The sequence below is a fragment of the Methylobacterium sp. J-059 genome (genome assembly GCF_022829485.1).
Classification (GTDB): Bacteria; Pseudomonadota; Alphaproteobacteria; order Rhizobiales; family Beijerinckiaceae; genus Methylobacterium.
In genome coordinates this window covers 14,134-32,805 of sequence record NZ_JAKSYA010000106.1, presented here as the reverse complement: position 1 = coordinate 32,805, position 18,672 = coordinate 14,134, and the positions used below count along the sequence as shown (strand labels likewise).

General features: G+C 71.6%; 18 protein-coding genes. 11 read left to right on the top strand and 7 right to left on the bottom strand.

What is annotated here, in order from left to right:
• Positions 1 to 48 precede the first annotated feature (48 nt).
• Positions 49 to 1,182 (top strand): GGDEF domain-containing protein, encoded by a 1,134-nt coding sequence (locus tag MKK55_RS12835; RefSeq protein WP_243935071.1) that lies wholly within the window; start codon positions 49 to 51, stop codon positions 1,180 to 1,182.
• A gap of 48 nt (positions 1,183 to 1,230) precedes the next feature.
• Here MKK55_RS12835 and MKK55_RS12830 read toward each other — a convergent pair whose 3' ends face one another.
• Complete coding sequence (locus MKK55_RS12830) at positions 1,231 to 2,322, bottom strand: catalase family protein (protein WP_243935070.1); 1,092 nt, start codon at positions 2,320 to 2,322, stop codon at positions 1,231 to 1,233.
• Between the two features lie 483 nt (positions 2,323 to 2,805).
• Here MKK55_RS12830 and MKK55_RS12825 point away from each other — a divergent pair, with 483 nt between their 5' ends.
• From MKK55_RS12825 to MKK55_RS12815, 3 genes are all read left to right on the top strand, one after another.
• Positions 2,806 to 5,817, top strand: a complete 3,012-nt coding sequence (locus tag MKK55_RS12825) for a PAS domain-containing protein (protein ID WP_243935068.1) — start codon at positions 2,806 to 2,808, stop codon at positions 5,815 to 5,817.
• A gap of 123 nt (positions 5,818 to 5,940) precedes the next feature.
• The gene (locus tag MKK55_RS12820) at positions 5,941 to 7,674 is read left to right on the top strand and encodes a sensor histidine kinase (protein WP_243935066.1); all 1,734 of its coding nucleotides are present in this window, start codon (positions 5,941 to 5,943) and stop codon (positions 7,672 to 7,674) included.
• A 182-nt stretch (positions 7,675 to 7,856) separates the two neighbouring features.
• Entirely contained in the window at positions 7,857 to 8,423 is a 567-nt protein-coding gene (locus tag MKK55_RS12815) for a DNA-3-methyladenine glycosylase (protein WP_147842073.1), read from the top strand.
• Between the two features lie 106 nt (positions 8,424 to 8,529).
• Here MKK55_RS12815 and MKK55_RS12810 read toward each other — a convergent pair whose 3' ends face one another.
• From MKK55_RS12810 to MKK55_RS12795, 4 genes are all read right to left on the bottom strand, one after another.
• Positions 8,530 to 9,009 (bottom strand): Lrp/AsnC family transcriptional regulator, encoded by a 480-nt coding sequence (locus MKK55_RS12810; RefSeq protein ID WP_147842072.1) that lies wholly within the window; start codon positions 9,007 to 9,009, stop codon positions 8,530 to 8,532.
• 148 nt (positions 9,010 to 9,157) lie between these two features.
• On the bottom strand, positions 9,158 to 9,640 hold the full coding sequence (locus tag MKK55_RS12805; RefSeq protein ID WP_147842071.1) for a glutathione peroxidase: 483 nt from the start codon (positions 9,638 to 9,640) through the stop codon (positions 9,158 to 9,160).
• The gene (locus tag MKK55_RS12800; RefSeq protein ID WP_147842070.1) at positions 9,637 to 10,800 is read right to left on the bottom strand and encodes a M20 aminoacylase family protein; all 1,164 of its coding nucleotides are present in this window, start codon (positions 10,798 to 10,800) and stop codon (positions 9,637 to 9,639) included. Before MKK55_RS12800 ends, MKK55_RS12805 begins: the two co-directional genes overlap by 4 nt.
• Before the next feature lie 5 nt (positions 10,801 to 10,805).
• Positions 10,806 to 12,032, bottom strand: coding sequence for a GNAT family N-acetyltransferase (locus tag MKK55_RS12795; RefSeq protein WP_243935064.1), 1,227 nt, complete (start codon positions 12,030 to 12,032; stop codon positions 10,806 to 10,808).
• A gap of 125 nt (positions 12,033 to 12,157) precedes the next feature.
• Here MKK55_RS12795 and MKK55_RS12790 point away from each other — a divergent pair, with 125 nt between their 5' ends.
• Both MKK55_RS12790 and MKK55_RS12785 read left to right on the top strand, forming a co-directional pair.
• Positions 12,158 to 12,466, top strand: a complete 309-nt coding sequence (locus MKK55_RS12790) for a type II toxin-antitoxin system RelE/ParE family toxin (RefSeq protein ID WP_313898966.1) — start codon at positions 12,158 to 12,160, stop codon at positions 12,464 to 12,466.
• Positions 12,467 to 12,476: 10 nt separating this feature from the next.
• Positions 12,477 to 12,797, top strand: coding sequence for a HigA family addiction module antitoxin (locus MKK55_RS12785; RefSeq protein WP_243935062.1), 321 nt, complete (start codon positions 12,477 to 12,479; stop codon positions 12,795 to 12,797).
• Positions 12,798 to 12,813: 16 nt separating this feature from the next.
• Here the strand turns inward: MKK55_RS12785 and MKK55_RS12780 are convergent, their stop codons facing one another.
• Together MKK55_RS12780 and MKK55_RS12775 are read right to left on the bottom strand one after the other, a co-directional pair.
• The gene (locus tag MKK55_RS12780; protein ID WP_243935060.1) at positions 12,814 to 13,572 is read right to left on the bottom strand and encodes a glycerophosphodiester phosphodiesterase family protein; all 759 of its coding nucleotides are present in this window, start codon (positions 13,570 to 13,572) and stop codon (positions 12,814 to 12,816) included.
• Complete coding sequence (locus MKK55_RS12775; RefSeq protein WP_243935058.1) at positions 13,572 to 14,045, bottom strand: RidA family protein; 474 nt, start codon at positions 14,043 to 14,045, stop codon at positions 13,572 to 13,574. Before MKK55_RS12775 ends, MKK55_RS12780 begins: the two co-directional genes overlap by 1 nt.
• A 302-nt stretch (positions 14,046 to 14,347) precedes the next feature.
• On the opposite strand from MKK55_RS12775, the gene MKK55_RS12770 reads away from it, so the two are divergent.
• From MKK55_RS12770 to MKK55_RS12750, 5 genes are all read left to right on the top strand, one after another.
• The gene (locus tag MKK55_RS12770; protein ID WP_243935054.1) at positions 14,348 to 15,541 is read left to right on the top strand and encodes an aspartate aminotransferase family protein; all 1,194 of its coding nucleotides are present in this window, start codon (positions 14,348 to 14,350) and stop codon (positions 15,539 to 15,541) included.
• A 58-nt stretch (positions 15,542 to 15,599) separates the two neighbouring features.
• Positions 15,600 to 16,574, top strand: a complete 975-nt coding sequence (gene argF / locus MKK55_RS12765) for an ornithine carbamoyltransferase (protein WP_243935053.1) — start codon at positions 15,600 to 15,602, stop codon at positions 16,572 to 16,574.
• 128 nt (positions 16,575 to 16,702) lie between these two features.
• Positions 16,703 to 16,999, top strand: coding sequence for a DUF1778 domain-containing protein (locus tag MKK55_RS12760; protein WP_243935052.1), 297 nt, complete (start codon positions 16,703 to 16,705; stop codon positions 16,997 to 16,999).
• Complete coding sequence (locus MKK55_RS12755) at positions 16,996 to 17,484, top strand: GNAT family N-acetyltransferase (protein ID WP_243935048.1); 489 nt, start codon at positions 16,996 to 16,998, stop codon at positions 17,482 to 17,484. The genes MKK55_RS12760 and MKK55_RS12755 overlap by 4 nt, the downstream gene beginning before the upstream one ends.
• A gap of 64 nt (positions 17,485 to 17,548) precedes the next feature.
• Entirely contained in the window at positions 17,549 to 18,571 is a 1,023-nt protein-coding gene (locus MKK55_RS12750; protein ID WP_147727009.1) for an Hsp33 family molecular chaperone, read from the top strand.
• The last annotated feature ends 101 nt before the right edge of the window (positions 18,572 to 18,672 follow it).

Here is an 18,672-nt window from a genome sequence, read left to right as displayed (position 1 = left end):
TCAAATCGCGGCTACCATTTCGAAAGACCTTGCCCGCGATAGTAAGGCATGACACGCAGACTCACGAGCCGCCAGGACCTGCCCGACGACGTGCAGACCGAGCTCGTCTTCCTGCTGTACTCGTCCCTGCTGCAGGTGGCGATCCTCGCGATCACCGTGTCGGCGGCCAGCCTCGCCTTCGCGCTCGCGACCGGCGGCCTCGTCGAGGCGGCGCTGGGCGCGCTCGCATCCGCCGCCACCCTCTGCCGCGTCGCCTCGATCCGGCGGTTCAAGCGCACGCGGACGCAGGACATGACGTTTCGCGTCGCGCGGGCCTGCGGCCGGACCTTCGGCGCGATGATGGTCGGCACCGGGATCTGCCTCGCCCTGCTCGCGCTGCGCGCCGCAGCGATCGACCGCCTGGACTTCTTCATCCTGTTCTTCGGCATCATCCTCAGCTTCTGCGTCGGCGCGGCGACCCGCTCCTCCGTGATCCCGTGGATCCCGGTGACGACCGCCTACATCATGCTGATCGCCTGCATCGTCGCCCTGACCCGGCGGCCGGAATTCGGCTGCTGGTTCGGAGGCTGGTTCCTGATCCTGATGCTGGTGGCCTACGCCGAAGCCTGCCTGCACCTGGAGGGCACCGTCATCGACAAGATCCTGGCACGGCGCGCCGTCGCCTGGACCGCGGCGCATGACGGCCTGACCGGCCTGCCGAACCGCGCCAGCTTCGGCACGCAGCTCGATCGCGCCTGCCGCCGGCCGGGCGGCACGGGCGAGCCCTGCGCGGTGCTCTACCTCGACCTCGATCGCTTCAAGTCCGTGAACGACACGATGGGCCACGCCGCCGGCGATACGCTCTTGGCTCGGGTCGCGGACCGCCTTCGCCAGGCCATCGAAGGGCAGGCGAGCGCCTATCGTCTCGGCGGCGACGAATTCGCCGTGCTGCTGGAGGTCGACGCGACGCCCGAACGGGCGCGCGCCCTGGCGTCTCGGATCGTCGCGGAGGTCGGCCGCCCCTACCGGCTGTCCGGCGGCAGCGCGGAGATCGGGATCTCCGTCGGCATCGCCCATGCGCCGGAGGTCGGGGCCGATCCGCAGGAGGTCCTGAACCGGGCCGACCGCGCGCTGTATGCCGCCAAGGGCGGCGGGCGCGGGCGGTGGATCGCGGCGGATCATCCCGGGGCGCTCGCCGCCTGAGCCGGCCTTCCGTGCCGTCGGCGTGACCGGCCGGCGGAGGGCGAGGCCTCAGGCGACGGGAAAGGCCGTCGGCTCGGCGATCTCGACCCGGTTGCCGCGGGACCGGTATTCGCGGGCGGCGGCGTAGGCCGGGCGCCGGGCTCGCATGATCGAGCCGAGCGGCCGGTGCGCGGCCAGGCCGGTCCACGGATTGAAGGCCAGGCGGTCCTCGACGGCGGCGCGCATCGCGTCCGACCACGTGTCCTGCGGCGCGGCGGTGATGCGGGCGACGGGGCGATAGGGGCTCTCGTCCTCGGACCACATCGCCGCGGCGTCCTCGACCGGCATCGCCTCGATGTCCGTCGCCAGCTGCACCCGCAGCTCCCAGACGGCCGGGCAGGTGCGGAAGAAGTCCCGGACGGCCTCGCGGATCCCGTCGGGACGGCCGGCGAGGTCGAGGGGCCGCTCCGACAGGGCGACGAGGTCGGAGGAGACCGGCGAAAGCGCCACCTTGCCGAAATACGCGCCGTGCAGGAGCGCGGCCTGGGAGAAGAAGCTGTCGCCCAGAAGATGGGTCTTCGCCTGGCCGGCCAGGGTGGTCAGCGTGGCGGACTTACCCCCGACCATCTCGAGCGCGGCCTCCGCGGTGCGCGTCACGGCCGACACCGCCCGCTTGAGGGGCTCGGCACGCCCGGTGGTCGCGGCCAGCGGCCTGAGCTGCCGCAGGAAGCCCTCAGCGGTGCCGATCTGGAACGCGGGCGAGTTGCCGAGCACGTAGTTCTGGGTGGTCTCGCCCTCGCTGCCCCGCAGGCGCGGGCCGGGAACGCCCAGGACCTTGAGGGCGGCCCCCCGCGGGGTGGAGACCCGGTCGTCGAGGATGTCGCCCGGCGTGGTGCTGAACCGCAGGATCGCCTCGTAGCTGGCCGGCGCCGCAAACAGGCCCTGGGCGAGGGCCGGCGGAAGGCCGGGAAGGACCTCGAACCGTGCCTTCAGGTAGCCGTGCGCCTTGGCGTGGACGGCCCGGTGGGCGTAGCCGGTGTCGGCATGCGTCTTCCGCTGGATCGAGAGCATGGCCTCGGTCAGGCCCCGCTGGATCTCGTCCTCGTCCGCCGGGACGGTCTCGAAGGAGGGGTCGAACCGAAGCGGAGGTTGCTGGGTCATGCCCTCAAACGTGGGGCGACTCGCGGAAGTTGCCCGACCGGGCGAGATGCCGCGTCCTCGACCGGGCCGCCTCGGCCTTGGAACGCCGGCCGCCCTCGGTTCGGCCCCGCCCCGATCCGCTCACGGGGCGGGGGAACCCCGGATCTCACCAGCCTGGGCCGAAACGCGACGCGGCCCGGATGCGGGATACCGCGATCGGATTTAAGCGCGCGTAGGATCGGACCATGCCCGGCTGTCCCGTATCGAGATGCCGGGCCGTCTCAGGCCGGGTGGGCGGCCGCCCCGACCGGCGCGTCGGCTTTCGGGGCGGATTGTACCGAAAAGACCGTGCGACGCGGCCGAGCGGGCGTGCGAGTTCGAAGCGTCGAGCGGCGGCGCTCGGCGATCGCCCACCGGTCGGAACGACAGGCGAGCGGTCATATTTCCGCCGTCGCGCACCGACTCTGAGAGACCGACCAGACCGTTCCAGGTAAAATCGGTGACATGAATCGTCCCCCCGCCCGCGAGACGGAGGCCGCGCGTCTCGGCGCCCTCGATCGCTATCGCATGCTCGATACGCCGCGCGAGCAGGATTTCGACGAGATCGCGGAAGCGGCCGCCGAGCTGTGCGAGGTGCCGATCGGGGTCGTCAACCTGATCGGCGACGGGCGCCAGTTCTTCAAGGCCGAGGTCGGGCTCGGCGTCCGCGAAACGCCGCTGGAGAGCTCGTTCTGCCGGCAGGCGATCCTGCAGGAGGACTTCCTCTACGTCCCCGACGCGCGCCACGACCCGCGCTTCGAGGACAACCCGCTCGTCGTCGGGGACCCGGGCCTGCGCTTCTACGCCGGCGCCCTGCTCAAGACCGCCGACGGCCATCCCATCGGCACGGTCTGCGTCCTCGATACCAAGCCGCACCAGCTGACCGAGCGCCAGCGCAAGGGCCTCGCCCGCCTCGCGCGCCAGACCATGGCGCAGATGGAGCTGCGCCGGTCGCTGCGGGCGCAGGAGGAGCAGCGCCTCCTGCACGAGCGCATCGTCGACGGCGCCACGGACTACGCCATCGTCGCGACCGACGCGGCGGGCCGCGTGACCCGCTGGAACACGGGCGCCGAGCGCACCCTCGGCTGGACCCAAGCCGAGATGCTGGGCCGGGCGGTGGACGCGTTCTTCACGCCGGACGATCGCGCGAGCGGGCGGCCGGAGATCGAGATGCGGCTCGCGGAAAAGAACGGCAGCGCGCCCGACGAGCGCTGGCACGTGCGCAAGGACGGCAGCCGGTTCTGGGCCTCGGGCAAGATGATGCCCCTCCGGTCGGACGACGGGCGAACCGTCGGCTTCCTCAAGATCCTGCGCGACCGGACCCGGGAACGCGACGCCGGTGCGGCGCTGGAGGCGAGCGAGCTGCGCTACCGCTCCCTCGTCGAGGTCAGCCCTCAGGTGGTCTGGTTCGGCGACATCGACGGCAACGTCACCTACTGCAACGCCTACTGGTACGCCTATACCGGACTGCCCGCGAACGAGACCGGGGAGACGAGCTGGATGGGCGTGATCCACCCCGACCACCGCGACGCGACCCGTCGCGCCTGGCTCGCCGCCTCCCGCGACGGCCGGGACTACGAGGTGGAGTTCCTGCTGCGGCGGGCCGACGGGATGTACCGCTGGTTCCTGTCCCGCGCACGCCCGATCCGCGATGCGGACGGGACCGTGCGCAGCTGGATCGGCACCTCGCTCGACATCCACGAGCGCAAGGTCGCCGAGGCGCGCTTCCAGACCCTGACCCAGCTCGCGCCGACCGTGATCTGGTTCGGCAATCCCGACGGCAGCCTCAGCTACCTGAACGACCGCTGGTACGCCTATACCGGGCAGACGCCGGAGCACGCGCTGCCGCTCGGGTGGGCCGAAGCGATCCATCCCGACGACCGGCCGGGGCTGTTGGAGACGTGGGCGGCGGCGCGCACCCGCGAGACCGTCTACGACACGGAGGCGCGGCTGCGTCGGGCCGACGGCGCCTATCGCTGGTTCCTGATCCGGGCCGAGCCGATGCGGGACGGCGCCGGATCGGTCGTGGGCTGGCTCGGCAGCACCAGCGACATCCACGACCGCCGCCAGGTGGAGGAGGACCTGCGCCGCGCGCGCGAGCAGCTGCGCCTCGCCGTCGAGGCGACGGGAACCGGGATCTTCGACTACGACCTCGTCGCCGACGTCCTGAAGTGGGATGCCCGCACGCGCTCCTTCTTCGGCCTCGGCCCCGATGCCGCGGTGAACCTCGACGTCTACCTCGCCCGCCTGCACCCGGACGACCGCGCCGCGGCGGACGCGGCGGTCGGCGCCGCGATCGATCCGGCGGGCGACGGGACCTACGACATCACCTACCGCACCGTGGCGCCGGAGGACGGCATCGAGCGCTGGGTGTCCGCCAAGGGGCAGACCCTGTTCGAGGACGGGCGGCCGCTGCGCCTCATCGGGACGGCGCGCGACATCACCGTCGCGCGGCGGGCCGAGCAGGTCCTGCGCGAGACCGAGGAGCGCTATCGGCTGGCATCGCGCGCCACCAACGACGCGATCTGGGATTGGGACCTCGCCAGCAATCACGTGCTGTGGAACGAGGCGCTCCAGGCCGCCTACGGCCACGCCCCGGACGCCGTCGACCCGACGGGGGATTGGTGGATCGGGCAGATCCATCCCGAGGACCGCGGGCGCGTCGACGCCGCCATCCACGCGATCATCGACGGCACCGGCACGGCCTGGACCGACGAGTATCGCTTCCTGCGCGCGGACGGCTCCTACGCCTACGTCCTCGACCGGGGTTACGTCATCCGCGACGCGACCGGCCGGGCGGTTCGGATGATCGGCGCCATGCTCGACATCTCCGAGCGCCGGAAGGCCGAGGAGCACCAGCGCCTGCTGACCGGCGAGCTGCAGCACCGGGTCAAGAACACCCTTGCCCTGGTGCAGGCCATCGCCAGCCAGACCCTGCGCGGCTCGACCGACGTCAACGAGATGCGGGAGGCGTTCGCCGCCCGGCTGATCTCGCTCGGCCGCGCGCACGACATCCTGACCGCCGCGAGCTGGACGGCCGCCCCGATCGGGGACGTCGTGGACGGGGCTCTGAGCGTGCATCTCGGGGCGATGGCCGCGCGCCTGCGCACCAGCGGGCCCAACGTGCTCCTGGCGGCCAAGCCCGCCCTGTCGCTCGCCCTGTCCCTGCACGAGCTCGCCACCAACGCCGCCAAGTACGGCGCGCTCTCGAACGACGCGGGCGTCGTCGACCTGCGCTGGCACGTGGCCCATGCCGGCGACGCCCCGCGGTTCTCCCTGGTCTGGTCCGAGCAGGGCGGCCCGCCGATCCTGGTCCAGCCGGCGCGCCGCGGCTTCGGATCGCGCCTGATCGAGCGCAGCTTCGCCGCCGAGGTCGGCGGCGAGGTCACGCTCACCTACGCGCGGACGGGCCTCGTCTGCCGGCTGGAGGCCCCCCTCGCGTCGATGCAGGAGATCCCCGATGCCGCCGCGGCCTGAGGTGCGGGCGGGCGCGGCCCGCGCGTGCATCGCGCCTTGGCGCGGCGGCCGACCGGCCTATCTGTGCGGTCACCGCGCCGCGATGCCCATCGCGCGCAGCCCGAGCGCTCGGCCGATCCCGTCATGTCGCTGACCAAACGCATCGTCGGCCTCGTCACGCTCGCGCTCGTGCCCGCCCTCGCGATCCAGGGCTACAACGAGTTCGCGTTGCGCGCCGCGCGGGGCGAGGCCGTGCGCGACGAGGCGATGCGCGCCGCCCGCAGCGTCGCCGCCGACCTCGGCCAGTTCGGGCGCGGCACCCGACAGGTTCTCGGCATCCTGGCCGAGGTCCCGGAGATCCAGGGCAAGGACCCCGACACCTGCACGGCCTATCTCAGGACCCTGCTCGGGAAGGTCCCGGGCGCGTTCTTCTTCGGGGTGGCGGATGCCGACGGCACCATCGTCTGCAACACCCTCGGCTCCCCGCGCGGCGCCTACACCCTGGCCGACCGCGGCTACTTCCGGGACGCGATGCGCACGGGCGGCTTCGCGGTCGGCGGGTTCGTGACGGGGCGGATCACCCGTAAGCCGACCTGGCAGTTCGCCCAGGCCATCCCGGGAGCCGGCGGCCGGCCGACCGGCGTCGTGGTGGCCAGCATCGACCTGGACCACCTCGCCGGACACCAGGCCCGGGCCGGGCTGCCTCCCGACGCCGCGCTGATCGTCGCGGATCGGGACGGCGTCATCCTGCTCCGCCTGCCCGACCACGCCGCATGGGTCGGCAAGCCGCTGCCGCAGCCGTTCTGGTCGGCGCTCTCGGAGAACCGCGGCAAGGTGATCGACCTGGCGGGCCTGCGCGGGACGATGCGGATCACCGGAATCGCGGCCGTCACGCCGGACGACCTCGAAGGCGTGACCGTCGCGGTCGGCCTTTCGCCCACGGCCGCCTTCGCCGACATCGACGCGGCGACGCAGCGCGGCGTCATCCTCATCGTCCTCGGCGCCCTCGGCGCCCTCGTCGCGGCGCTGCTGGCGGGGCGCGCCTTCATCCGCCGTCCGGTGCGCCGCCTGCTGCAGGCCGCGTCCGCCTGGCGGCTCGGGGACCTCGGCGCGCGGTCGAGCCTGTCCGGCCCGTCCGAGTTCGGGCAGCTCGGCGAGGCGTTCGACGCCATGGCGATCTCGCTACAGAAGCACGAGGGCGAGCTGCGCTCGGAGATCGCGCGCAGCCATCTCCTGCAGGAACGGCAGACGATGATGCTGCACGAGCTCAACCACCGGGTCCGCAACACCCTCACCACGGTGCAGTCGCTGGCCCGCCAGTCGCGCCGCACCGACGAGACCGGCGAGCGGCTGGAGGGGCGCATCATCGCCCTGTCGAAGACCCACGACCTGCTCTCGCGCGACGACTGGGCGGGCGCCCCGCTCCGGACGGTGCTGGAGAACGAGCTGGCGCCGTTCAGCGAGGGCCAGGCCGACCGCTTCCGGCTCGACGGCCCGGAGGTCGACCTTCCGCCGCGCTACGTGCTGGCGCTCGGCATGGCGCTGCACGAGCTGACCACGAACGCCGCCAAGTACGGCGCCCTGTCCGGCGGGACCGGGCGCGTCGACATCGCGTGGCGGACCGCGACCGCGGAGGGCGGCACGCGCCGGCTCGTGCTGGACTGGCGCGAGAGCGGCGGCCCGCCGGTCGTCGCGCCGCAGCGGCGCGGCTACGGCACGCGGCTGATCAACGGCGGCATCGGCCATGAGCTCGGCGGGACGGTGCAGCTCGAGTTCGACCGCTCGGGGCTTCGCTGCACCCTGGACGTGCCGCTCGACGCGCAGGATCGCTTCACCTCGTTCCACCCGGAATCCGGGATGCCGATGTCGGCGGCCTGACCGCGCGCCCCCGGCCGGGACCGGCCGGAGGCGGCAGACCATGAACGGCCGCGTGCGGGTCCTCCGCGGATCCCCTCGATCGGCGGGGTCGGGTCCGGATCGCGGCTCGGCGACGACGAGCGAGACACCGGGGTGTCCCGCGACAGCGGGCGCGTCGCGGCTCCCCAGAGGATTGCGCATCCATGCTCGAGGCTTTCTTCGACCGCCCCGCGGCCGCCGTCGCGCAGGATCTGATCGGCGCGCGACTCTTCGTCGAGGCGGTCGGCGGCCTCGTCGTCGAGACCGAGGCCTACGACCGCGCCGATCCGGCGTCCCACAGCTTCCGGGGGCCGACGAAGCGCAACGCCAGCATGTTCGGGCCGCCCGGCCACGCCTACGTCTATCGCTCCTACGGCCTGCACTGGTGCCTCAACCTCGTGTGCGAGCCCGGCAGCGCGGTGCTGCTGCGCGCCATCGAGCCCACGCAGGGCATCGCGGCGATGCAGGCGCGCCGTGCCACGGCGGAACCGCGGCTGTTGTGCGCGGGGCCCGGCCGCCTGTGCCAGGCGCTGGGCGTCACCGATGCGCTCGATGGTCGTTCCCTCGCGGGCCCGCCGTTCCGCTTCGCGCCTCGGGGCCGGCCGGTGCCCGTCGTCGTCGACCGGCGCATCGGCATCACGCGCGGCGCCGAGACGCCCTGGCGTTTCCTGCTCGCCGGATCCCGGTACGTCAGCCGCCCCGCACGGCGCATCGCCGCAGCGGACGCCTGACCTCGGGCGCCCCGCACCCCGAAGGCGAGCGGAGGTCCGGCCCGGTCGCGGGCAGGGGAGGCCCACGCTCATAGGCCCCGGCCCGACCGGCATGCGGCGCTCCGCGTCACAGGGCCAGCGGCGCGTTGTCGACGACCTCCTTCATCACGAAGAACGTCCGCGTCTGGCGCACGCCGGGCAGCGCGATCAGCGTGCTGCTGTGCAGGCGGTTGAAATCCGCCATGTCGCGCACCCGGATCTTGAGGAAGTAGTCGAAATCGCCCGCCACCAGGTGGCAGTCGAGCACGGTCGGCATGGCGCGGGCCGCCGCCTCGAAGGCCGCGAAGCTCTCCGGCGTCGAGCGGTCGAGCACCACGCCGACGATCACCAGCGCGCCGAGGCCGACCTTGTCCGGCGCCACCTGGGCGCGGACCGCCTTGACGTAGCCCTCCGCGAACAGCCGCTGCGTCCGACGATGGCAGGTCGCCGCGCTGGTGCTCACGCGCTTGGCGATCTCGGCGTTGCCCATCCGCCCGTCCGCCTGCAGCAGGCGCAGGATCTTCAGGTCGATCCGGTCGAGCCCCGCGTCGGTGGACGAATCTCTCATGACCCCGCCGCCTCACGATCCATCGAGCGCCATATGCCGGCGATCAAGGGAACACGGCGGCAAAGCGCGCGCCACCCTTCGAGAGAACCTTCCGGGACGGCTGACGCCCGCCGCAAACGGCCGAGACCGTTCGCGGCGCGCCGACGTCTCAGGCGGCGAGGGCTGCCGCGATGTCGCGCTCGAGCGACGCGGGCTTGGCGGTCGGCGGATAGCGGCCGATCACCCGGCCGTCGCGGCCGACGAGGAATTTCGTGAAGTTCCACTTGATGCCGGCCGTGCCGAGGAGGCCGGGCTTCTCGCTCTTGAGATGCCGGTAGACCGGGTCGGCGCCCGCCCCGTTGACCTCGACCTTCGCCAGCAGCGGGAAGCTCACGTCGTAGGTCAGGCTGCAGAACTGGGCGATCTCGGTGGCGTTTCCCGGCTCCTGCGCGCCGAACTGGTTGCAGGGGAACCCGAGCACCACGAGCCCGGCCGCGCGGTGCTTCTTCCACAAGGCCTCCAGCCCCTCGTATTGCGGGGTGAACCCGCATTTCGAGGCGGTGTTGACGACGAGCACGACCTTGCCGCGGTACTGCGCGAGGGGATGCGGAGCGCCGTCGGCGCCCTTCGGCGCGAAGTCGAACAGCGTCATCGGGCCGCCGTCCGCCGCTCGACGAGGCGGGCCAGGTACGCGGACCCGATCGGGATGATCGTGTCGTCGAAATTGTAGCCCGGGTTGTGCAGCCCGGCTCCGGTCGAGGCGCCGATCCAGGCATAGGCGCCGGGCACCGCCATCGCCATGTCGGCGAAGTCCTCGCTGCCCATCTTCGGGCTGGAATTGAGGTCGACCCGCTCGGGCCCGAACAGCTCGGTCGCGGTGTCGATCGCGGCCTGGGTCTGGTCGGGGGCGTTCTCCAGCACCGAGAACTTGTCCTGGATGTCGACCGTGATCTCGGCGCCGTAGGCCGCGGCGTAGCCCTTGGCGAGCTCCCGCATCCGGTCGTGGCTGAGCTTGCGCAGGTCGCGGTCGAAGGTGCGGATCGTGCCGGCCATGTGCGCGGTGTCGGGGATGACGTTGTAGGCCGAGCCGGCGTTGAACTGGGTGATCGACAGCACGATCGACTTGAGCGGGTCGGCGTTGCGCGAGACGATCGACTGCAGCGCCTGCGCCAGGGCCGTGCCGACGACGATCGGGTCGATGCCGCTGTGCGGCTGCGCCGCGTGGATGCCGCGGCCCTTCACGTGGATGTCGAAGAAGTCGGCCGCCGCCATGATCGGGCCGGGGCGCAGCTTGATCATGCCGTGCGGGCCGCTCGGCTGGTTGTGCAGGCCGTAGATCTCGTCGCAGGGAAAGCGCTCGAACAGCCCGTCGGCGAGCATGGCGCGGGCGCCGCCCAGCCCCTCTTCCGCCGGCTGGAACACGAACACCGCCGTGCCGTCGAAGTCGCGGGTCTCGGCGAGGTACCGGGCGGCGCCGACGAGCATGGTGGTGTGGCCGTCGTGCCCGCAGGCGTGCATCTTGCCGGGGATGGTCGAGCGATAGGGGAGGTTGGTCTCCTCCTCGATCGGCAGCGCGTCCATGTCGGCGCGCAGGCCGATGCGACGGCCGTTGTCGCTGCGGCCCTTCAGGATGCCGACGACGCCGGTGCCGCCGACGTTGCGATGGACCTCGATGCCGAAGCCCTCGAGCAGGTCGGCGACGATGCCCGAGGTGCGCACCTCCTCGAACCCGATCTCGGGATGGGCGTGCAGGTCGCGGCGGAGCGCGGTCAACGCGTCGGCGTAGGTCGTGATGCGATCAATCGGGCTCATGGGCGTCAGGACTCTTCCGGGCTGGGCCGTCGGAACGGCGTCAGGGTGTCGAGCTCGTCGACCATGGCTTCGACATGGGCGCGCTCGCGCTGCAAGTAGTCGGCCACCGCGCGGCGCAACGACGGGTCGGCGATGTCGTGCGCGGAGTGCATCAGCACCGGCCGGTAGCCGCGGGCGAGCTTGTGCTCGCCCTGCGCCCCGGCCTCGACCCGCTTCAGGCCGCGCGCGATCGCGAAGTCGATCGCCTGATAGTAGCAGACCTCGAAATGCAGGAACGGGTGCTCCTCGATGCAGCCCCAGTTCCGGCCGTAGAGCGCCGTGTCGCCGATCAGGTTGATCGCGCCGGCGACGTAGCAGCCCTCGCGCTTGGCCATGATGAGAAGCACGCGCTCGGGCATCCGCTCGGACAGGAGCGAGAAGAAGCGCCGGTTGAGGTAGGGCCGGCCCCATTTGCGCGCGCCGGTGTCGGTGTAGAATTCGTAGAACGCGTCCCAATGCGCCTCGGTGAGGTCGGCCCCGGTCAGGTGCTCCACCGTGATGCCGGGCGACAGCGCGTCGCGCCGCTCGCGCTTGATGCTCTTGCGCTTGCGCGAGGCGAGCGCCGCGAGGAAGTCGTCGAAGCCCGCGTAGCCGGCGTTCTCCCAGTGGAACTGCTGGTCGGTGCGCTGGAGGAAGCCGGCGGCGCCTGCCCGCTCCCATTCCGGCTCCTGCATGAAGGTGACGTGGATCGAGGAGGCCTTGGTCTCGGACCGCAGCGCCCGCAGGCCGGCGACCAGGGCGGCCGTCGCGGTCTCCGGGTCGGCGCCGGGCGCGATCAGGAAACGCGGGCCGGTGACGGGGGTGAACGGCACGCTCACCTGCAGCTTCGGGTAGTAGCTCCCGCCGGCGCGCTCGAAGGCGTCGGCCCAGCCGTGGTCGAAGATGTATTCGCCCTGGCTGTGGGATTTCAGATAGCACGGCACGACCCCGAGCAGCGTGTCGTCGCGCTCCACCGAGACGTGCAACGGCAGCCACCCGGTCCGGCGCGAGACGCAGCCCGAATCCTCGAGGGCCGAGAGGAAGGCGTGGCTGACGAAGGGGTTGTGGGTCTCGTCGCCCGAGCCCAGCGTCTCGGCCGACGTGGCGCAGGCGTCCCAGGCCGCGGCCCCGATCTCCTTCAGGCCGGCGAGCGCGCGGACCTTGAGCACGGTCTCGGAGGTCGCAGGCTCGTGCGGAGCACCCGGTTTTTCCATGCACGACAATCTAGCCCGCCGGACAGGGGGGACAAGGCGGAGGCGTGCATCCTGCCGTCGCAGCGTGGGGCATCGCGGACCGCTTGCCAAATGGTAACACTCAGTGATACCAAGAACGGTGCGGCATCCGGAAGGCACGCGGGAGGCCGGCCCTGATACAGAGCTTCGCGGATCGAACGACCGAGGCGGTCCATCGCGGCGATCGGCCGAAGGGATTTCCCGCCGCGATCTTTCCCACGGCCCGACGCAAGCTCGCCGTCCTCGATCAGGCTGCCGATCTGAACGACCTGCGGGCGCCCCCCGGCAATCGGCTCCACCCCTTGACCCATGATCGCGCCGGACAGCACGCGATCCGGATCAACGACCAGTATCGAATCTGCTTCCGCTGGACCGACCATGGCCCGGCCGATGTCGAGATCGTCGATTATCACTGAGGATCAGTCGATGGGCACCGCCTTGGAGATCGTTGAGACGCTGCCGCCGCTTCATCCCGGCGAGGTGCTCCGCGAGGAGTTTCTGGTTCCGCTCGGCCTCACGCCCTACGCGGTGGCGAAGGCTTGCGGCGTGCCGCGTACCCGGATCGAGCGGATCGTCCGCGAGGAGATCGGGATCACCGCCGACACCGCGCTCCGGCTCGGGCGCTATCTTGGAACCTCGGCGCAACTCTGGCTCGGCCTGCAGATCCGCTTCGACATCGCGGTCGCGGCGGCCCGGGCGGGTGACGCCTTGGCGCTGATCAAGCCGCTTCCGCGCGAAGCCGCCTGACGCGGAAGCCGGGCTTTCAGGCCGAAAACCCCTCGAACACCATCTGGTCGGCATGCATCTCGGCGAGCCGGCGCTGGTCCGGATTGCGAACCGTCCAGGCCATCACCGGGAGATGGCCGAGCACGCGGGCGAGATGCGTCGCGGCGCAGGGCAGGTCGTCGACCCGCCAGGACACAAAGCCGGGCCGCGTCTCCGCGATGTGCAGCAGGTCCGAGAGCCGGCGCCGCGCCGAATCGGTGAGGCCGGCATAGGCCGGGTCGTCCTGGTTCGTCTCGCCGACGATGCCGCGCGGGATCGTCTCGGGCACCAGCCCGCGCAGCGCCGCGACCACCTGCGGGTCGAAGGATTTCACCGCCACCGGCCCGGCGTATTCGCACAGGATGTCCGCGACCCGGCGGGTCAGGGTGAGGTCGCCGGAATAGGACGACTTGATCTCGACCACGAGCGGCGTCCGCCCGGCGATCTCCGACAGGAAGGCCGGCAGCGTCGGGATGGTCTCCGCCGTGCCCGCGACCGTCAGGCGAGCGAGGTCGGCGCCCCGCATCGCGGCGACGGGGTCGGCGACGCCCGTCAGCCGCCCCAGCGCCGCATCGTGGAACACCATCGCCTCGCCGTCGGCGCTGATCTGCACGTCGCACTCGATGGCGTAGCCGCCGGCGATCGCCGCCCGGGCGGCGGCGACCGTATTCTCGGGGCGGCCCGCCGCGCGGTCGTGCAGGCCGCGATGGGCGATCGGCCGCGCGACGAGCCAGGAGATCCCCGCAGACCGGCCCATCACCGCACCTCGAACATCGCCTCGACCTCGACGGCGGCGTCCAGCGGCAGCTCGGCGACGCCGACCGTGGAGCGGGCATGGCGGCCGCGGTCGCCCAGCACCGCGACCATCAGGTCGGAGGCGCCGTTCATGATGCCGGCGAGACCGGCGAAGCTCGGCACGCAGTTGACGAAGCCCCCGAGGCGGACGCATTGCACCACCCCGCGCTCGAGGTCGCCCACCGCCGCCTCGACCTGCGCCAGCACGTTGAGCGCACAGAGCTTGGCCGCGGCGATGCCGTCCTCCGCCGAGACCTCGGCGCCGAGCTTGCCGACATGCGCCGGCCCGAGCTTGCCGTCCGCCCCGAAGCAGATCTGGCCCGAGATCACCACGAGGTTGCCGGTCCGCACGAACGGCACGTAGTTCGCGACCGGGGCCGCCGCCTTCGGCAGGGCGAGCCCGAGGCTCTCGAGGCGTTCCTTGACCGTGCTCATGAGGCGATTCCTCTGGTTCGTCGTCGGCGATGCGCGGGTTCTGGAGCACGGGCAGCACCTGCCGCGCAAGCGGCCCGTGCGAGGCATGTCGTAGGCAAGCCGGCAAACGACGCCTGTTTTGCAGGCATGTCCGACACGAAGGCCGGCCCCATCATTGACAGCGCGGCCTCGTTTCATAGTAATCGCGCGCGTGCCGCCCCGGTGACGAGGCGGCACTTTCGTTTTTGCACGCAGGGCACTCGTCCTGCACGCAGCCTTCAACGCTGGGTCGTCGCCCGGCACGCCGACACGGAGACGGGATCGTGACATCCGCCCTTCTGCCGACCTATGCCCGGGCCCCCATCGCCTTCGAGCGTGGCGAGGGCGCATGGCTGGTGGCGCGCGGGGGCGAGCGATACCTCGATTTTGGCGCCGGCATCGCGGTGAACGCGCTGGGCCACGCCCACCCGCACCTCGTCGAGGCCCTGACCACCCAGGCGCAGAAGCTCTGGCACACCTCGAACCTGTTCGAGATTCCCGACGGCGAGCGCTTCGGGCAGCGCCTCGTCGACGCGAGCTTCGCCGACGTCGCCTTCTTCTGCAACTCGGGCGCCGAGGCCAACGAGGCCGCGATCAAGATGGCGCGGAAGTACCATGCCGCGGGCGGCCACCCCGAGCGCTACCGCATCGTCACTTTCGAGGGCGCGTTCCACGGGCGCACGCTGGCGACGCTGGCCGCCGGCGGCCAGCAGAAGTACATCGAGGGCTTCGGCCCGAAGGTCGACGGGTTCGACCAGGTGCCCTTCGGCGACCATGCCGCGCTGCGCGCCGCGATCGGCCCGGAGACGGCGGCCGTGATGATCGAGCCGATCCAGGGGGAGGGCGGCGTCCGGCCAGTGCCGCCGCAATGCCTGCGGGGCCTGCGCGAGCTCTGCGACGAGCACGGCCTGATGCTGATCATGGACGAGGTCCAGACCGGCGTCGGCCGCACCGGGCGGCTGTTCGCCCACGAGTGGTCGGGCATCGCCCCGGACATCATGAGCGCGGCCAAGGGCATCGGCGGCGGCTTCCCGATGGGCGTGTGCCTGGCGACGCACGAGGCCGCCCGCGGCATGGTCGCCGGCAGCCACGGCACCACCTTCGGCGGCAACCCGCTCGCGATGGCGGTCGGCAACGCCGTGCTCGACGTGGTGCTGGCCGCCGGTTTCCTCGATCACGTCCGGCAGGTCGCGCGGGTTCTGACGCAGAAGCTCGGGGCCCTTCGCGACCGCTATCCCCACGTCGTCACGGCGATCCGCGGCGACGGCCTGATGCTCGGGCTCAAGCTCGGCGTGCCCAACACCGCGTTCGCGGCCGCCGCGCGGGCCGAGCACCTGCTGGTGATCCCGGCGGGCGACAACGTGGTGCGCCTGCTGCCGCCGCTGATCGTCACCGAGGCCGACGTGACCGAGGCCGTCGCGCGCCTCGAAGCCACCGCCGCCGCGTTCGACGGCGCGATGCGCGGCGCCGCCGAGTGATCCTTCCTCGGCTCCCGAAGGCGGAGCCGCCGACCGAACCCGGACATGATGTGTTGAGATGACTGCCCCAGCGAACGGCCAGAGCAGCGGCCAGACGGCCGGCGCGAGCGCGCCCCGCCACTTCCTCGACCTGTCGGACTTCTCCGGCGCGGACCTGCGCCGGGTGCTCGACGCGGCCGCCGCGATCAAGGCGCGCCGCCGCAAGGGCGAGGTCGCCGTGGAGCGCCCGCTCGCCGGCAAGAACCTCGCGATGGTGTTCGACCGGCCCTCGACCCGCACCCGCGTCTCGTTCGACGTGGCGATGCGTGAGCTCGGCGGCGAGACGCTGATGCTGACCGGCTCCGAGATGCAGCTCGGCCGCGGCGAGACCATCGGCGACACCGCGCAGGTGCTCTCCCGCTTCGTCGACGCGATCATGATCCGCATCCTCGATCACGCGCTGATGCTCGAGCTGGCCGAGAACGCCACGGTGCCGGTGATCAACGCACTGACCAAGCTGTCGCATCCGTGCCAGATCATGGCCGACGTGCTGACCTTCGAGGAGCATCGCGGGCCGATCAATGGCCGCACGGTGGCGTGGTCGGGCGACGCCAACAACGTGCTGACGAGCTGGGCGCACGCGGCCGCGCGCTTCGACTTCACCCTCAACGTCGCCTGCCCGCCCGAGCTGGCGCCCCCGCCCGCGCTGATGGCCTGGGCGCGCGCCGAGGGCGCCCGCGTCAACGTCACCACCGACGCGTTCGCCGCCGTCGAGGGAGCCGACGCGGTCGTGACCGATTGCTGGGTCTCGATGGGCGACGAGGACGAGAGCCACCGCCACAACCTGCTCAACCCCTACCAGGTGAACGCCGAGCTGATGCGCGCCGCCGCCAAGGACGCGGTGTTCATGCACTGCCTGCCGGCCCATCGCGGCGAAGAGGTCACCGCCGAGGTGATGGACGGCCCGCAATCGGTGGTGTTCGACGAGGCGGAGAACCGCCTCCACGCCCAGAAGGGCATTCTGGCGTGGTGCCTGCGGGCGAACGGGCTCTGAGCGGACGGATCGCCGAGGCCGTTCGGACGCAGGACCCGTGAGGTCCGCGGGCCTTGACCGTATGAACATCGTGTATACGTTCACGGCGTGAGATACCGATCCCGACCCGGTTGTGAGAGGCTGTCGCCGTGAGCATCGATGGGCTGAGCAACGTCCCGGTGCGGCGCGGGACGACGATCAACCTGCGCGTCGAGGCCGAGACGCGGGACCTGATCGATGACGCCGCATCGGTGCTCGGCAAGACGCGGACCGAGTTCATGATCGACACCGCGCGTCATCACGCCATCGACGTGCTGCTCGATCAGCGCCTGTTCGCCCTGGACGACGCGCGGCATGCCGCGTTCGTCGCGGCCCTCGACGCGCCGCCGGTTGCGAGACCGAGGCTGAGCGCGCTCATGGAGAGGAAGCCGGCCTGGGAGCGATGATCGGCCCGCCGGTTCCGCTGGGTTCGGAGCACGGCCTCGATGGGTTCTCGTGCGGCAAGCCGGTGCTCGACGATTGGCTGAAGCGGCAAGCACGCCGCAGCGAGGGCCGGTTCGCCCGGACCTATGTGATCTGTGCGAACGGCACGGTGGTGGGTTATTACTGCATCTCCGCGGGAACGGTCGCCCGGGCGGATGCTCCGGGACGGATTCGACGCAACGCGCCGGAGCCGATCCCGGTCTCGATTCTGGGTCGGCTGGCCTTGGATCGGCGTTGGGCCGGGCGTGGGCTCGGTGCCGACCTCCTGGCCGATGCACTGCGCCGGATCGCCAATGCCGCCGAGGTGATCGGCATCGGCGCCGTCCTGATCCACGCGCTCGACGACCAGGCGCTGACATTCTACCGCAGCCGGGTGGAATTCCTCGCGTTCCCAGACAACTCGCGCACCCTGTTCCTGCCGATCGGCGCGCTGACAGACAGACGATGACGACCCGAACGCTTCCAAGCCGAACGTTTCCAGGCCAATTGCTTCCAGGATCGAATTGAGCACCATGACCGCCGGACACGACACCACCCCGATCAACGAAGGCAACGGTCACGACGGCGCCGACGACTGCGTGCTGCCGTTCTCCGTCGAGGCGCTCGACGTGCGCGGGCGCGTCGTCCGGCTCGGGCCGTCCGTCGACACGATCCTGCGGCGGCACGGCTACCCGGATGCGGTGGCGCGCCTGCTCGGCGAGGCGGCGGCGCTCACCGTGCTCCTCGGCTCGTCCCTGAAGTTCGAGGGCCGGTTCCAGCTCCAAACCAAGACCGACGGCCCGGTCGGGATGATCGTCGTCGACTTCGAGGCGCCCGACCGCCTGCGCGCCACCGCCCGCTTCGAGGCGGAGGCGATCGCGGCTCTGGGCACCGGTCCGCACAAGGCCGCCGAGTTGATCGGGCAGGGGCACCTGGCCATGACCATCGACCAGGGCTCGGCGGCGAGCCGCTACCAGGGCGTCGTCGCGCTGGAGGGACAGAGCCTGGAGGAGGCGGCGCACCAGTATTTCCGCCAGTCCGAGCAGATCCCGACGCAGGTGCGCCTCGCCGTGGCCGAAGCCTTCGAGGACGGGCAGAGCCGCTGGCGCGCCGGCGGGCTGCTGGTCCAGTTCCTGCCGCAGTCGATCGACCGGGCCCGCCTGGCCGACCTGCCGCCGGGCGACATCCCGGAGGGCCGCGTCCACCTCGACGAGAACGGCACCCAAGAGGACGACGCCTGGGTCGAGGCGCGCGCCCTGGTCGGCACGGTCGAGGACCACGAGCTCGTCGACCCGGCGGTCTCGAGCGAGCGGCTGCTCTACCGGCTGTTCCACGAGCGCGGCGTGCGGGTGTTCGAGGCGCAAGCGGTGCACGAGCAGTGCCGCTGCTCGCGCGAGCGGGTGATGGGCATGATCCGCTCGTTCTCGCCCGAGGAGCGCCGCGAGATGGTGGCCGACGACGGCCGCGTCGTCATCACCTGCGAGTTCTGCTCGCGCCGCTACGACCTCGACCCGGCGGAGGTCGAGGCGGAGGTGGGCGGCACGCCGAAGCAATAGAACGCCGCGCCGACGCGACGACGGCCAAGCTTGATCGAGCGATAGACTGAACTTCGGTTCATAAAAATCAGTTTCTAGGTGTGAAACGGTTTTCGAACCTT

What these genes read in the sequence shown, in the direction of transcription:
- argF (WP_243935053.1), top strand. Translation starts at nt 15,600, where the DNA reads ATGACTGCCCCAGCGAACGGCCAGAGCAGCGGCCAGACGGCCGGCGCG.
- MKK55_RS12755 (WP_243935048.1), top strand. Translation starts at nt 16,996, where the DNA reads ATGATCGGCCCGCCGGTTCCGCTGGGTTCGGAGCACGGCCTCGATGGG.
- MKK55_RS12780 (WP_243935060.1), bottom strand. Translation starts at nt 13,572, where the DNA reads ATGGGCCGGTCTGCGGGGATCTCCTGGCTCGTCGCGCGGCCGATCGCC.
- MKK55_RS12805 (WP_147842071.1), bottom strand. Translation starts at nt 9,640, where the DNA reads ATGACGCTGTTCGACTTCGCGCCGAAGGGCGCCGACGGCGCTCCGCAT.
- MKK55_RS12825 (WP_243935068.1), top strand. Translation starts at nt 2,806, where the DNA reads ATGAATCGTCCCCCCGCCCGCGAGACGGAGGCCGCGCGTCTCGGCGCC.
- MKK55_RS12830 (WP_243935070.1), bottom strand. Translation starts at nt 2,322, where the DNA reads ATGACCCAGCAACCTCCGCTTCGGTTCGACCCCTCCTTCGAGACCGTC.
- MKK55_RS12820 (WP_243935066.1), top strand. Translation starts at nt 5,941, where the DNA reads ATGTCGCTGACCAAACGCATCGTCGGCCTCGTCACGCTCGCGCTCGTG.
- MKK55_RS12800 (WP_147842070.1), bottom strand. Translation starts at nt 10,800, where the DNA reads ATGAGCCCGATTGATCGCATCACGACCTACGCCGACGCGTTGACCGCG.
- MKK55_RS12835 (WP_243935071.1), top strand. Translation starts at nt 49, where the DNA reads ATGACACGCAGACTCACGAGCCGCCAGGACCTGCCCGACGACGTGCAG.
- MKK55_RS12785 (WP_243935062.1), top strand. Translation starts at nt 12,477, where the DNA reads ATGGGCACCGCCTTGGAGATCGTTGAGACGCTGCCGCCGCTTCATCCC.
- MKK55_RS12750 (WP_147727009.1), top strand. Translation starts at nt 17,549, where the DNA reads ATGACCGCCGGACACGACACCACCCCGATCAACGAAGGCAACGGTCAC.
- MKK55_RS12810 (WP_147842072.1), bottom strand. Translation starts at nt 9,009, where the DNA reads ATGAGAGATTCGTCCACCGACGCGGGGCTCGACCGGATCGACCTGAAG.
- MKK55_RS12775 (WP_243935058.1), bottom strand. Translation starts at nt 14,045, where the DNA reads ATGAGCACGGTCAAGGAACGCCTCGAGAGCCTCGGGCTCGCCCTGCCG.
- MKK55_RS12795 (WP_243935064.1), bottom strand. Translation starts at nt 12,032, where the DNA reads ATGGAAAAACCGGGTGCTCCGCACGAGCCTGCGACCTCCGAGACCGTG.
- MKK55_RS12815 (WP_147842073.1), top strand. Translation starts at nt 7,857, where the DNA reads ATGCTCGAGGCTTTCTTCGACCGCCCCGCGGCCGCCGTCGCGCAGGAT.